Genomic DNA, 13,659 nt, shown 5'->3' with positions numbered 1-13,659 from the left:
CCCTCAACTGCTACCTACTTGGGTTAGGAAACAGCCACCGCGTTGAAAAGCTCGTTCGTGTCCACTCCATGCTCCGGTGCGTCCAGCACGTTGGTCAGGAACACGACGCATCGGTCCTGTTCGGGGAACATCCACCATTCTGTCCCGGACCATCCCGGGTGTCCGTAGATTCCCTGTGCGAACAGCTCGGACTCGTTGGCCGGCATCTGGAATCCGAGCCCCGTGTGACGTAGGGGCGCGGGCCGGGTGGTGATGTGCGAAACCTCGGTGGTCCGGGGGCGGCGCATGGCGGCAAGCGTTGCGGGTCGGACGGCTTTACCGGAATTCCGCAGGAGCTCGGCGCCCAGATTGAGCAGGTCCGTGACCGTGCCGAACAGCCCCGCGCCGGGATGCCTGTTCCTGTACATGGCTTGGACGTCAAGGTCCGCTGCGTCGGCGCCGTGGACGGTGTGCGGGTTGGACTCCGTGCTGAACGTGAGGCTGTGTGCCCCGGTGTCGGCTGCCAGGGCCAGGACTTGATCCTCAAAAGGAGTCCCGCCGGCCCACTCGGCCATCGCTGCCGCGCCTTCAAAGGCGATGTTGCAGTACTGAACCAGGGAGCCGGCGTAAAAGGTTTGACCCGCCGAGGTGAGCGCTTCGCGAAGGGGAGTGCCGCCGTCGAGAGCCGGGTCTGAAATCCCGGAGCGGTGGCTGAGCAACTGCTCCAGGGTGACGGTGTCCGTGCGGCCGGCGCCAAAGCCCGGGAGGGCATCAGCGAGCGAGGCTCTCAAAGAAAGCTTCCCCGATTCAACCTGCCGCATCACCGCCAGCGCGCTGATGGGTTTGGTGACTGAGAACAACGCAAAATGGTCATCAATTGCGGCGTTCCTCCCTGCGTCGGACCCGAACGCCACAATGTCCTCTATGCCTTGGCTCGAGGCGATGCCGAGCGCCGCTACGGGAACACGATTGAGATCTACCTGCTTGCGTGCCCAGTCTGCAGAGGGTCCTGTTTCCACCATGGTTTTTCACGCCTTCGCTCGGGATCTTTACACACGAACCTATCTCGGACGTCGGGGAGACATAGGCGTGCCGCCTGGATGCTAGGGAAAATTGCAAGATATGACAAGTCAATGACCATCTAGTTAATTGCATGACTAACTTGTAGATAGAAGTCCGTAATTCCCGTACCCTGAAGTCGTCGTAACGCAGTGAATGGGGTGCCTGGTTTCGATTGCTTTCCTGCTTGCGGCCCCGGACCGGTCTCAAACAAAGGATTCGCACCATGAAAACCCCCTCCTCACGTACCAGGGCCATTGCGGCCTTCCCAGCTGGGCCAATCGCCATTCTCATTGCCGGTGCCATGGTCTGGCAGGGCTCACAGGCTGCCTTCACGGCCACAACCCGCAACTCCGGCAGCGCTTGGAGCACAGGTAGTGTCACTTTGACTGACGACGACCTCGGTGCCGCGGCATTCACCGTGGAAAACATTGTGCCGGGCCAAACCGGTCAGAAATGCATTGTGGTGACGTCCAATTCAAATGTTCCCGGCGAAGTACGCGCCTACACGCAGAATTTGATTTCGGACCGTGGCCTCGAAAACCGCATCTTCTTCGACCTGGAGCAGGGTACGGGCGGTTCATTCAACGACTGCACCGGTTTCACGCCCACAGCCAACACGGTTCCGGAGCTTCCCATCTCAACCTTGGCAACACAAAACCGCGATTTCGCCACAGGCGGTTCTTCCTGGGATACAACTGGTACGCCCGGTGAGACCCAGAGCTATCGCGGAACCTGGCGATTCGACACCACCGGCATGACCCAGGAGCAGGTAAACGCATTGCAGGGCGCCCGCGTGGGCATTGACCTCGTATGGGAACTGCAGTCGGACACCGCGCCTACTCCGTAGGCTGATCGGACTTTTTGCTGCGTCGTGAGCTTGGATACCAAGGACAGTGCCGGAACGGCACTGTTCTCCGCTGATGGATGGGTTCCATTCGTCGTGGGCATGATCGCCAGGGTCTATCTGGGAATTTCCCTGAGCCTGGCCGTGATCGCCCTCTTTCCGGCCCTGTTGGGTTGGAGCGGGAGTGTGGTGCAAAGCGGTTCCATGGAGCCGCACATCAGCCCCGGCGACGTGGTTCTTACCTCTGAGCTTTCCGACGCTGAACCGGTTCCGGTGGGTGGCGTAGTGGCCTACTTGAGCCCGGCCGAGGCCGAACCCGACGGAACAGAAAAGACACGGCTACACCGGGTGGTGGGCGCCAACAATGACGGCACGTACGTTACAGCCGGCGACGCCAACGTGGACGTGGACAGCACGCCCATGAAGCGCGAGCAGATCAGCGGGAGGGCCCGCGTTCTGGTACCCATGGTTGGATTGCCCGGGCTGTGGATGACGCACGGAACGTTCCCGCAGATCGCGATCTGGTCTGTGGGAACGCTCCTCGCCGTAGGCTGTGCCATCTACCTGGGCGGCGCGGCAGGCTCCGGCGGCGCGGCAGGCTCCGGAGGCTCCGCGGGCTCCAATGGCTCCACGCCCGCACCCCGCCCACAGCGTGATAACTCCAAGAATCGACGACGGTCCCGCAGCCGCGCTGCCAGCCCAAGCACGGGCCAAGTGGCAGCCCTGCCCGCCCTCTGGGCCAACCCGCGCGCCAAGGGAATCGCGGCCTTTATCCTCGCCGCGATCATCGCGGTCCTGGTCATCCTCGGCGCCACCGCTGGTACGTCCGCCGCTGCCTTCACATCAGTCACTTCCACTCCCGCGAACAGTTGGGCAGCTGCCGCGGACTGGAATCCGCCCACGGTAGCGCTCGCGGACCCCGGCACATCGGTCAAGGACACCGCTGCCATCTCGGCCACAGCGCAGGATGCCGAATCGGGCATCCGAAGCATCGACGTCGAGTATCTTCGCGACGGCACCACTACCTGGACCACCATCTGCTCCGCCACTACCGCCACAGTCACGTGCCAGTGGAATACCAAGGCAGTGCCCGACGGCGGTTACAGCCTCCGGGCGCGGGCTACGGACAACGCCGGGCTCGCCTCCGTTACCGCCCTCCGTGCCACCACGGTAGCCAACAACCTCCTGGTGGTCCTCGCCAGCCCGGCCGAAGCAGTCCGGGGCAGCATTCCTTTGTCCACCAGCTTGCTGGGTGCCGCCAACACGCTCTACAGCGTGAGGGTTGAGTACTCGCTGGCGGGGGCGAACAAGTGGAGCACCCTCTGCATATACCTCGCGGCTCCCTATAACTGCACGTGGAATACGGCGCTCACCGCCAATGAGACCTACGATCTCCGTGCCGTGGCCGTTGCAGGTCTTACCACCACATACTCGGCCGTGGTCACGGACATCACCGTGGATAACCTTGCTCCCACAGTGGCTATGACAGACCCGGGGACACCCCTCAGCGGCGTGCGTACCTTGGCGGCCACGTCCACGGATGCCCACTCCGGCGTGGCCCAAGCCAGTATTCAGTACGCCCGCACAGGGACGAGCACTTGGGCCACCGTGTGCACCGTGACGGAGAGCCCCTACTCTTGCCGCTTCGATACCACCACAGTGGCCGACGCCGGCTACTCCTTCAGGGCGATCAGCGTGGATGCTGCAGGAAACAGCAGCACGTCAGCCACTCTCAGCAGAACTGTGGACAACACGGTGGCCTCAGTTTCGCTGGACGATCCCGGCGCCTACGTCACGGGTACCGTGCCCCTGACGGCTGCGGCGAACTCCACTGCCGGGGTGGCTTCTGTCCGGATCCAGGTGGCGCCCGCCGGGACCACAACGTGGAGCACGCTCTGCAGTGTTGCAGCGCCGCCCTACGGCTGCAGTTGGAACACCACCGCCTTCACGGACGGGACCTACGACCTCCGGGCGATACTCACCGACCGCAACGGCAAGGAAACCATCTCTGCAACCGTCGCCGCCAGAAGGGTGGACAACAGCCCGCTCCGCGCAGCGGATGTCCGAACGACTAATGGCGGCGCCACCCAGGGAAGGCTCGAAACGGGCGACTCCATAAGCTTCGTCTACAGCCAGCAGGTCAGCCCGGCCACGGTAACGCCGGGCTGGGCCGGGGCAGCACTGCCTGTGACAGTTCGTTTGCGTGACGGCAACCTGTTGGGCTTGGGCAACAGCCAGGATGTGGTGGACGTGCAGCGGACCGGAAGCAGCGTCAACTTGGGCTCAGTGAACCTGAAACAGAACTACGCCAAGAACCGCAAGACCATAGTGTTCAACGCCACCATGACGGCAACCACCGAAACTGTTGGGGGAGTTCCCCGCACAGTGGTCACCGTGGTCCTGGGGAGCGCTGCCAGTGGTGGCGCCGGAGTGAGGACCTCAGGTGCGGCAGCCAACATGGTCTGGACACCGACGTCGGCGGTAACATCCACTGCTGGAGTCGCCTGCTCGCTGGCGCCCCTCACCGAAACGGGTATCTTGGATCGGGACTTCTAATCCGGACCGCTCCGGAAACAATTTTTTTGCTGCGTGTAACCCTGGCCGCCCGGCCGGAAACTATACAAGTATCCTGCAGTTCAGGGCTCTAATTACCAGGGGGAACAATCGTGCTTTCAGAGCGCGAATTGGCGTTCATCGCCATTCACAAAGACAGCTACCCATCCGTTTTCAAGTTCGTCTGCCGGCGTGTTGAATCACCGGAGGTAGCTGAAGAGATCGCGGCGGACGTCTACCGCATCGTTTGGCAAAAATGGTCCGACGACTCCCACCCGGATCTGCCGTACCTCCTGACGGTTGCAAGGAACCTTGTGGGAAATGCCTACCGGAGTCGGGACAGGCGCCTGGCTCTGCAGGAAAAGCTGCGGACGACGGCGGTCCAGCATTTTGGTGACGACTCCGAGAACGTCGCGGTACAGGATGCGATGGAACGCCTGCGGGAGAAGGACCGCGACATCCTGCAAATGGCGTACTGGGACGGTTTGGGGACCGCCGATATTGCCAAGGTGCTGCAGTGCAGCGAATCGGCGGCCAAAGTCCGCCTACACCGGGCCCGTGCTGCCTTCCGGAAACATCTGCCTGCAGGGGCCGAATCGACTACACACAAGATGGGGGTCTGAAGACAATGGATCCGATCAAGAACCAGATATCAGCGATTGACCCGCTCACTATCGATCCAGTGGCGGAACCCAACGGCGAAGAAGCGCTCCACAAAATCCTGTCCGGCACCACGGTGTTCAGCGACAACCGCCCTCTCGCGGCAGTAACCTCCCTGGAGCAGCGCAGGCGCCGCAAAGCCCAAATCACGGGTGCGCTGCTGCTTGGTGCTGCTGCGGTCACCGCGGGCGTGCTGGTTGCCTCGAGTTTCGAGACGGTCAGCTCCAATCCCTTGCCTGCTGTGACACTCCAAAGCTCAACACCCACGCCAACCCCTTCCGTTACCCCCACACCCACCGCCACTCCCACGGTGACTCCGTCGGCAACGCCCACCGTGGCCGCTCCGATCACCACCCCGCCGGTTGCTCCTACGGTGCCCGCGGTGGCACCAACAACTGCTCCAACGCAGCCGCCGGTTCCAGTGGCGACGTCGCAGACGTTCACCTTCCCGGACGGGCACATTTCCTTCACCTATCCGGTCGGCTGGACCGTCCGTGCGGAGCAAGGGCCTTCCGACGGAGTCACTGTCTTGGACAGCACCGGCGCTGAAGTAGCGTTTATGAGCAGCGGTTTCTACGGAGACGGTACTGCCGGCCTGGTGGACCGCACCATCCTCGACCGGGCTGTGGTTCCCGGTGTCCGGGATAATTCGGGTGAGCTGGTGGAGTTCGGTTTCTCGTCGAACCAGTCGCAGTACATTCCCTACGAAGGGCCGCCCTACGAGGGAATGCCCTCACCCCGAACGGGACCTGTGGAAGGTCCTCCGACTTACATCATGGATGTGCGAAAGTCTTCGGAGCTCCAGGCTGGAGTGAGTTCCTCCGGGACTAACCAGGTCAGTGTTCCCAACGGGTTCATGGTGGCCTACGTGAAGTTTGACATCAACAAGCAGCCCGCCTTTGCCACCCCCGAAGCAGCTAAGGCCTGGATGGGCAGCACGCAGTACGCCCAGCTGAAGTCCATGCTCCTCAGCCTGAGCTACAAGTAGTCCCATCTGGGGGACAGCAAACGTCGCTCTGATAGCTCAGAGCGACGTTTGCTGTCCCCTAGTTGGGTTAGCGGGCGTTGGGTTAGCGGATGGTGACCAGGTGGCTGGCGGGATCGTACCGGAAGGTGGCCGGGCCGCCGTCGTGCTTCAACGCGATGTTGCTGCCGTTGGGGGTGCCGGCCAAGCCGTAGTTTTCGGCCCAGGAGCCGTTGATCGCGGCTTTGAACTCGTAGCTTCCCGCGGCCAGGTTGGGCACGGCGAGCTTCCAGAGTCCGTCAGTGGCGTCCAAGGACAGCTGGGCTTGGGCGCAATCCGGCATCCAGTCATCCGCGCAGCCGAGTTCGGAGTTCAGGCTTCCCGGCACTGAGACGGCTGCCGGCTGTTGCCCCGGAACAGCTGCGCTGATCACGTTGGTGGCGTGGTCATAGAGGAATGTGACGGCGCCGCCTGCGTGGGTGAACACCACGTTGGGACCATCCAGCTGGCCGCCCGCGCCGTAATTTTCATCCCAGGTGCCATTGAGGGCGGCTTTGAACTCATAAGTGCCGGCGGGCAGGTTGGGGACGTTCAGCTGCCACAGGCGGTGCGTCGGTTCGTAGCTCATGAGCGCCTCGCTGCACGACGGCTGCCAGTCCTCAGTGCAGCCCAGTTCGGTGTTGAGGCTGCCGGCCACAGTGACGGTTTCGGGCTGTGTCGGTTCGCCCACCACGCCGCTCTTGGGCTCACTTGCGGACGTCTTCCCGCGGTTGTCCAGCACCACCGCGCGGTACTCCACCGCCGCGCCCGACTCCAGTGACGAGACGTCATGGAACACCTGGTACGGAGCGTTGTCGTCCGTGCCGATCTGCGTCCACTCGCCACCCGCTGTACGTGCTTGGAAGGTGACTTCGTAGAACGAGTTACCGTCGACGTCGGCTGTCACCTTGAGGCGGGAAGAGTCGCCCGCCGCGGTGACCGGCTTCTTGAGCACGACGCCGGGCGCTGCCTTGGACTTGGCAAGTTGCCCCGCCGCTTCATAAACCACGGTGGAAAGCGGTGGGACTGTGACGGCCAGATTGGCTTGGGAGTCAGTCTTGGCGTTCTTCGGGGCATCCCCGTAGATCAGCTTGAACGGTTGCTTCGCTTCATACGTGGGCACTGACGCTGTCTGGGCGGTCTCGCTGTTGTTGACGGCCACAATGTATTCCCGCTGCTCCCTGGCGTCGATCCGGGAGAAGGCGTAAATCCCAGGGCCATCGGCGGCGTAGCGGTTTTGCTGGGCACCGCTGCGGAGCGTTGGATGCTCAGCTGTGAGGGCTGCGAGTTCGCTGATCTTCTTGTACAGCGGGTGCCCGGTGTTGAAGTTGTCCGTGGCATGCGTGGAACTGGTGCCCAGGAGGTCGTCATCCAGGTACTCCTGGACCTTGCTCGCGAACATCGTCTGCCGCGAGTCCTGGTCGCCGCCGGCACCGGTGAAGCCCTGCTCGTCGCCGTAGTAGATCACGGGGTTGCCGCGCGAGAAGTACATCAGCTCGTGGGCGAGCTCGTCACGTTCCACCAGTTCGGCGTCGGAGGCTCCAACGTTGTCCTGGGCGATGAAGGTGCCGATCCGGCCCATGTCGTGGTTACCCAGGAAAGTGGGCAGTTGGTAGACGTTGGAGTCGGCGTCCGTGTACCAGTCATCTCCATTGAAGAACTCTGCCAAGCCGGTGGCCTTGCTGCTCTGAGAGGCGAAGCTCCGGGCTGCGCCTTGGAAGCCGAAGTCCAGCACGGCCTGCATCTGGTTCTTGGTGGTGAACTTGGAGGTGATGCTCTTGGAGGTGTCAAAAACTTCGCCGAACATGAAGAACTCGTCCTTGCCTTGTTCCTTGGCGTAGCTGAGAACCTGGGGTCCGAACTGCTGCCAGAATTCGTCATTGACGTGCTTCATGGTGTCGATTCGGAAGCCGTCAATCCCGAAGTCCCGGATCCACGTTTTGTAAACGTCCATCATTCCGTTCACCACCTTCGGGTTCTCGGTGAACAGATCATCCAGTCCGAAGAAGTCGCCGTAGAGGGAGTCCTCGCCGGCAAAGTTGGTGTTGCCGCGGTTGTGATACAGCGTGGGGTCGTTCAGCCAGGATGGAACTTTAACGTCCTTCTCCGCCGCGGGGACCACAGGTGTGTACGGGAATGACGTGGCGGCATCCAGTGCAGGGAAGTCCTGCGTTCCGGCATAATCGCGGTCATCGAAGACCTCGCCCGTCGCGGTCCTGTAGGGCTCGGTTTCCTTGGAGATATAGGGTGCCGAGGCCGTTTCCTGATACTGGATTACGTCTGCGGTGTGGTTGGTGATGATGTCGAAGTACACCTTCATGCCGCGGGCATGCGCTGCGTCAATAAGCGTCTTCAGTTCGGCGTTGGTGCCCAGGTGGGGGTCGATCTGCGTGAAGTCCGTAACCCAATACCCGTGATAACCGGCTGAACTGTTCGCCAGGGTGCCGTCACCCTGGACCGCCTTGTTCTTGAAGCTCGGTGTCAGCCAGAGGGAATTGGTGCCCAGGCCTTGAATGTAGTCCAGCTGACCCTGCAAACCTTTCAGGTCACCGCCGTTGTAGAAGCCTTTGCGGGTGGGGTCAAAGCCGGACACCATCGGATCGGAACCCAGGCCGCCGTCGTCATTGGCCGTGGTGCCGTTGTTGAATCGGTCCGCCATGACGAAGTAGAAGTTCTGATTGCTGATGCCGCCGCGAATCGAGTGCTGGGCGGCGGGGTCGGGTTTGATGGCGGGCGCCGCGGCCGCGGGGAGGATGGCCGAGGCGGTGAGCACCGCCGTGGTGAGTACCACGGCGGCGAGCTTGTTCAGTGGTGGGCGCTGGGGGCAGAGGTGGGGTTTTTTGCGAGCTGACAAGTTTTGGAACCTTCCGCTAAGCGACAGTGCTGTGGGTAGAGGCTGTTGTACAAGTCACAAATGTAAGCGCTTCCGCGAGGTTAATCCATAGGACTCGGGCGGTTCCACATGAGAAGAGCCTCGTCAGGAGCCAGTGACTGGAAGCGCTTGCAGTGCGTATAGCCGAAATAATGAACAATCTTCACTGTGCTATTGCATGGCTGAATCTCCGAACGCTATGCATCTGCCCATAACCAAGCCCGTCTGACTTGCATAGGGTTGAAGAGATCTGCTTCACATAACGCCCCGATTTCCCCAGCCCGACCTACCCAAGGATGAGTTTCAACGATGAAGAGCATCGCCCTCCTGCGCGAACGAGCCACCCGCGTCATGCCTACCGGTTCCCACTGCCCGGCGTCGGGCCTGTGGAGCCCGGACTCAGATCCTGATGCCGTCCAGGTTTTCGCCGAAGGCCACGTCCTGCCGGCCCATGAGGGCGTGCCCACCGTATGGCGGCGCCGCACAGCTGCTGAAGTGTCGGCATGACCAGCACCATCCTGAACAGGCCCGCCGAGTACCGCCACGTTCCGGCCTCTGAGTGGGCCGAGCTCAGCACAGGTGACCCGGTATGGATTTACGACGTCGCATGGGGCGCCGGCACTGGCCGCGTTGATGATGTCTCCAAGCACCAGGAACTCCTCTGGGTGGTCCTGGAACCGACCGGCCGTCGACTGATCTGCGGAACAGACGACGTCGAGGTCTGGACCGCCTGAAAAGACTCGCCGAGGTGGCATTTAATACCAATGTCTGAGCGGATCATACGTATTAAATGCCATCTCGGCGGTAGTTAAACGGCGGGAACCAGCACGCTGGGGGATCCCGTCTCCGCCCTGCTCACAGGACCGTCCGGGAGTCCGGTTTCCGGGTCCAGCCTGAAGCTCACGACGTCGTCCGAGCCTTCGTTGGCCACGTACAGCCAGCCTTCCCGGACCAAGTGATGGCGCGGCCACTCGCCTCCGCACGGCACCTCCGCCACCGGTTCCAGCTCAGCCCCGCCGTTGGATACCTTCAACACACAGATGCGGTTGGTGCCCCGCACACCCACATACGCGAAACGGCCGTCCGGGGACAACGCAATTTCCGCACCGGCGTCGCCCTCTTTGGCCCCGCTGGCACTCGCGGGGACCACGGTTGTGAGCTCATACGTGCCATCCGGCTCCATCTGAACCGCCGCCACTTCCACTGAGTATTCAGTGTCCACCAAGACGGTTCCGCTGTGATGCCGGGCCATGTGCCGCGGGCCGGAGCCTTTCGGCAGGATCACTTGGTGATCCAGCTGCAATCCTTCGCCCGGCGCATACTGCCACACCCGCACCAGATCATGTCCCAGGTCCGTGGTCATGACCCGGCCGTCCGGCAACATGAGACTCGAATGGGCGCGGCTGGGCCGCTGTTCGTCGGGGGAGGTTGCCGTATGGGGGTCGACGGCGGCTGCCGCACTGGTGCGCGAGGTGATGGCGCCGTCGTCGTCCAGTTCATACAGAATCACTTGGCCGTCGCCCCAACAGGTGGCCACAATGAAACGTCCTTGGGGATCGGCCGCCACGTGGCAGGTCGCTTCGCCGGCTGGCCAGGGATCGCCAAAGGGCTCCAGCTCAGCGTCGCCCGTCCGGCGATACGCCCGCACGGTTTTGCCTTCCTCCGCGACGGCGTAAATCACCGGGAGGGTGGGGTGCAGCGCGAGGAATGACGGCGAATTTGCGGTCGTCGCCAGGCCGAGGGGGGTGAGTTGGCCGTCGTCGCCGGCGGAGAGCGCCGCGATGCCTTCGCCCTTGCCGTTCCTGTCCGCAGTGTAGGAACCAACCCAGATCAGTGTCTTTTCGTTACCCATGGTCAGTGCCCCTGTACGTCCGAGTCCACACCGGCGTCCGGACCGGCGTCGAGAGTTTGCAGCTTGGTGAGGTCGTCTTTGTCCAGTTCGAAATCGAAAATGTCCAGGTTCTCCTTCATTCGTTGCGGATTCGAGGTTTTAGGTATGGCCACCAGGCCCTGCTGAATGTGCCAGCGCAGCACCACCTGGCCCGGCGTTTTCCCGTACTTGCTGCCAACGGCTTCCAACACCGGAGCATTAAGCAGGTCACTGCCGGCACCCAACGGACTGTAGGACTCGGTAATGATGCCATTGCGCTCATTGAAGGCCCGCGCGGCGGGACGGGGGATGGAGGGGCTCACCTGGATCTGGTTGACCGCGGGCACAACATTCGTTTCACGGAACAGTTGGTCCAGGTGGGCGGGCTTGAAGTTGGAAACACCGATTGAGCGCGCTTTGCCCGAGGCCTGCAGTTCCTCGAACGTGTTCCACGTGGAGACGAATTCACCGCGGCGGGGGAGCGGCCAGTGAATCAGCAGCAGGTCAACGTATTCCAGCCCCAACCGCTCCAAGCAGCCGTCCAGTCCGGCAACAGCCCTTCCCGAACCCTGGAATTCCCCGTCCAGTTTGGTGGTGATGAAGAGCTCTTCGCGGTTCACCCCACAAGAACGGATGCCGTTGCCCACGCCCTTCTCATTGCCGTACTTCTTTGCAGTATCCACATGCCGGTAACCGTGCGTCACCGCCTCCACCACGGCATCGGCAACCTCGGCATCATTCAACGGCCATGTACCGAGTCCCAGTTGAGGGATCTTGTGGCCGTCGTTGAGTTCAATGAGCGGGGCAAATGTCATGGGCGCACATTCCTTTCATAAAGCCGATCGCTGAGCTCCATATAGTCCTCTTGAACCACCTGTTGCTCAGGATGCTGATCATGCCATGCCACGATCTCCCGCGCACCGTCCGCGAACGGAATCGTGGCCCGGTAGTCAGGGACAAGCGCCTTGATTTTGGAGTTATCGAACACCACGGAGTGTGAGCGGTCACCCAGCAAATTAGGGCCGAGCTCCGCGCTGTGGGCTGCGATAGTCTCCGAAGAGACATGGAACAGCTCCGGCTCGTCCACCCCGGCCGCCCGTGCGAACAACCGGTAAATCTGGTTCCAGGGAAGGAACTCATCCGAGGTGATGGTGTAGCTCTCGCCCACAGCCTGCGGCCTGCCCAGAAGACCGACGAAGGCCTTGGCAAAGTCCCGGCTGTGCGTCAGCGTCCACAAGGATGTCCCATCACCGTGCACCATGACGGGCATGCCTGCCCGCATCCGATGAATGTCCGTCCAGCCGCCCACCATCGCAATCTTGGTCCGGTCATAGGTGTGGGAAGGCCGGACCACGGTCAACGGGAAATCAAGCTCACGGTAAGCCTGGAACAGAAGCTCCTCGCAAGCAATCTTGTCCCGCGAGTACTGCCAAAACGGGTTCTTCAGCGGCGTCGATTCCCGGATAGGCAGCGTTGTGGGTGGCTTCTGGTACGCCGAAGCTGAGCTGATGAAGACGTACTGGCCCGTCCGCCCGCGGAACAATTCCAAACCTGCCCGCGCCTGATCCGGGGTGTAGGAAATAAAGTCCGCAACGGCGTCGAACTCTCTTCCCTGCAGTACCTCACGCACCGCGGAAGCGTCCCGGACGTCCGCGTGAAGGACCTCCGCCCCCTCGGGCACCGGCCGCCCGGCTGACCGTCCCCGGTTAAGGATGGTCAGCCGGTGGCCCAGCGCGACGGCGCGTTCAGCCGCAGCCGCACTGATGACCCCGGTCCCGCCGATGAACAGGATGTTCCGGGGCGAGACGGTGTCCGCTTGAGGTAAGAGAGTGCTCACCAGGCGTAGTCCTCCGGCGCGGTGCGGTGACCCGGGAAGATGTCATCGAGCCGCTTGAGGGCATCCTCGTCCAGGCTGACATCCAGGGCGCGGATAGCAGCATCAAGCTGGTCCTGGGTTCGCGGCCCAACGATCGGCGCCGTCACGGCCGGCTGATGGAGCAACCAAGCCAGCGCCACATCACCGGGCTTTTGGCCGAGTTCGTCCGCGAAATCCTCGTACCGGCGGATCTGCTCCTCATGCTTCTTGAGGGTTTCCAAGGCCCGGCCCTCAGCGCGGCGAACACCCTGCTCTTCCTTCTTCAGCACCCCGCCCAGCAACCCGCCCTGAAGCGGAGACCACGGGATCAGGCCCAAGCCGTAGTTCTGCGCGGCCGGGATGACCTCCAGCTCAAGTTCACGCCGGAACAGGTTGTAGATGGACTGCTCACTGACCAAGCCCGTGTAGTTCCGCCTCCGGGCGGCTTCCTGCGCCTGGGCAATGTGCCAGCCGGCAAAGTTGCTGCTGCCCGAGTACAGGATCTTGCCCTGCTGGACACCAACCTCGATCGCCTGCCAAATTTCATCCCACGGCGTATCCCTGTCGATGTGGTGGAACTGGTAAATGTCGATGTAGTCCGTCTGCAGCCGCTTCAGGCTGGCATCCAGTGCCCGGCGGATGTTCAGCGCCGACAACTTGGACTCATTGGGGCGATCCGTCATGGTGCCATACAACTTGGTGGCAAGAACCGTGCGCTCACGGCGCTCGCCGCCCTTGGCGAACCAGCGGCCAATGATCTCTTCCGTCCAGCCGCGGTGCTCCACACCGCCGTACACGTTGGCGGTATCGAAGAAGTTGATGCCGGAATCCAGCGCGGAGTCCATGATTGAGTGCGCTGTTGCCTCGTCCGTCTGCGGACCGAAGTTCATGGTGCCCAGGCAGAGACGTGAAACTTTCAGGCCGGAACGGCCCAGATGGGTGTACTGCATGTTCATCCTTG

12 protein-coding genes are annotated in these 13,659 nt (G+C 62.2%); 6 read left to right on the top strand and 6 right to left on the bottom strand.

Features of this window, described 5'->3' with window-relative positions:
- Positions 1–23: 23 nt before the first annotated feature.
- Positions 24–1,001, bottom strand: coding sequence for a serine hydrolase domain-containing protein (locus BACI9J_RS20030; RefSeq protein ID WP_159735909.1), 978 nt, complete (start codon positions 999–1,001; stop codon positions 24–26).
- 263 nt (positions 1,002–1,264) lie between these two features.
- Here BACI9J_RS20030 and BACI9J_RS20025 point away from each other — a divergent pair, with 263 nt between their 5' ends.
- From BACI9J_RS20025 to BACI9J_RS20010, 4 genes are all read left to right on the top strand, one after another.
- Entirely contained in the window at positions 1,265–1,888 is a 624-nt protein-coding gene (locus BACI9J_RS20025) for a hypothetical protein (protein WP_159735908.1), read from the top strand.
- A gap of 24 nt (positions 1,889–1,912) precedes the next feature.
- Complete coding sequence (locus BACI9J_RS20020) at positions 1,913–4,441, top strand: signal peptidase I (RefSeq protein ID WP_236558787.1); 2,529 nt, start codon at positions 1,913–1,915, stop codon at positions 4,439–4,441.
- A gap of 110 nt (positions 4,442–4,551) precedes the next feature.
- The gene (locus tag BACI9J_RS20015; protein WP_159735907.1) at positions 4,552–5,061 is read left to right on the top strand and encodes an RNA polymerase sigma factor; all 510 of its coding nucleotides are present in this window, start codon (positions 4,552–4,554) and stop codon (positions 5,059–5,061) included.
- Between the two features lie 5 nt (positions 5,062–5,066).
- Complete coding sequence (locus BACI9J_RS20010; RefSeq protein WP_159735906.1) at positions 5,067–6,086, top strand: hypothetical protein; 1,020 nt, start codon at positions 5,067–5,069, stop codon at positions 6,084–6,086.
- An 82-nt stretch (positions 6,087–6,168) separates the two neighbouring features.
- On the opposite strand, the gene BACI9J_RS20005 is transcribed toward BACI9J_RS20010, so the two are convergent.
- Positions 6,169–8,955, bottom strand: a complete 2,787-nt coding sequence (locus tag BACI9J_RS20005; protein ID WP_236558786.1) for an alpha-amylase family glycosyl hydrolase — start codon at positions 8,953–8,955, stop codon at positions 6,169–6,171.
- 327 nt (positions 8,956–9,282) lie between these two features.
- On the opposite strand from BACI9J_RS20005, the gene BACI9J_RS20000 reads away from it, so the two are divergent.
- Together BACI9J_RS20000 and BACI9J_RS19995 are read left to right on the top strand one after the other, a co-directional pair.
- The gene (locus BACI9J_RS20000; protein ID WP_159735905.1) at positions 9,283–9,480 is read left to right on the top strand and encodes a hypothetical protein; all 198 of its coding nucleotides are present in this window, start codon (positions 9,283–9,285) and stop codon (positions 9,478–9,480) included.
- Entirely contained in the window at positions 9,477–9,707 is a 231-nt protein-coding gene (locus tag BACI9J_RS19995; RefSeq protein WP_159735904.1) for a hypothetical protein, read from the top strand. The genes BACI9J_RS20000 and BACI9J_RS19995 overlap by 4 nt, the downstream gene beginning before the upstream one ends.
- A gap of 74 nt (positions 9,708–9,781) precedes the next feature.
- Here the strand turns inward: BACI9J_RS19995 and BACI9J_RS19990 are convergent, their stop codons facing one another.
- The 4 genes from BACI9J_RS19990 to BACI9J_RS19975 are packed head-to-tail and all read right to left on the bottom strand — an operon-like array spanning position 9,782 to position 13,648.
- Complete coding sequence (locus BACI9J_RS19990; protein ID WP_201296629.1) at positions 9,782–10,825, bottom strand: lactonase family protein; 1,044 nt, start codon at positions 10,823–10,825, stop codon at positions 9,782–9,784.
- A 2-nt stretch (positions 10,826–10,827) separates the two neighbouring features.
- Positions 10,828–11,658, bottom strand: a complete 831-nt coding sequence (locus BACI9J_RS19985; protein WP_159735903.1) for an aldo/keto reductase — start codon at positions 11,656–11,658, stop codon at positions 10,828–10,830.
- Complete coding sequence (locus tag BACI9J_RS19980; RefSeq protein ID WP_159735902.1) at positions 11,655–12,680, bottom strand: NAD-dependent epimerase/dehydratase family protein; 1,026 nt, start codon at positions 12,678–12,680, stop codon at positions 11,655–11,657. Before BACI9J_RS19980 ends, BACI9J_RS19985 begins: the two co-directional genes overlap by 4 nt.
- Positions 12,677–13,648, bottom strand: coding sequence for an aldo/keto reductase (locus BACI9J_RS19975; RefSeq protein ID WP_159735901.1), 972 nt, complete (start codon positions 13,646–13,648; stop codon positions 12,677–12,679). The genes BACI9J_RS19980 and BACI9J_RS19975 overlap by 4 nt, the downstream gene beginning before the upstream one ends.
- Between the last annotated feature and the right edge of the window lie 11 nt (positions 13,649–13,659).

Source organism: Arthrobacter sp. 9V (genome assembly GCF_902506065.1).
Lineage (GTDB): Bacteria > Actinomycetota > Actinomycetes > Actinomycetales > Micrococcaceae > Arthrobacter.
The sequence above is the reverse complement of the archived record's forward strand: the minus strand, read 5'-3'. Positions and strand labels throughout refer to the sequence as shown.

What these genes read in the sequence shown, in the direction of transcription:
- BACI9J_RS20030 (WP_159735909.1), bottom strand. Translation starts at nt 1,001, where the DNA reads ATGGTGGAAACAGGACCCTCTGCAGACTGGGCACGCAAGCAGGTAGAT.
- BACI9J_RS20025 (WP_159735908.1), top strand. Translation starts at nt 1,265, where the DNA reads ATGAAAACCCCCTCCTCACGTACCAGGGCCATTGCGGCCTTCCCAGCT.
- BACI9J_RS20010 (WP_159735906.1), top strand. Translation starts at nt 5,067, where the DNA reads ATGGATCCGATCAAGAACCAGATATCAGCGATTGACCCGCTCACTATC.
- BACI9J_RS20000 (WP_159735905.1), top strand. Translation starts at nt 9,283, where the DNA reads ATGAAGAGCATCGCCCTCCTGCGCGAACGAGCCACCCGCGTCATGCCT.
- BACI9J_RS19995 (WP_159735904.1), top strand. Translation starts at nt 9,477, where the DNA reads ATGACCAGCACCATCCTGAACAGGCCCGCCGAGTACCGCCACGTTCCG.
- BACI9J_RS19990 (WP_201296629.1), bottom strand. Translation starts at nt 10,825, where the DNA reads ATGGGTAACGAAAAGACACTGATCTGGGTTGGTTCCTACACTGCGGAC.
- BACI9J_RS19985 (WP_159735903.1), bottom strand. Translation starts at nt 11,658, where the DNA reads ATGACATTTGCCCCGCTCATTGAACTCAACGACGGCCACAAGATCCCT.
- BACI9J_RS19975 (WP_159735901.1), bottom strand. Translation starts at nt 13,648, where the DNA reads ATGCAGTACACCCATCTGGGCCGTTCCGGCCTGAAAGTTTCACGTCTC.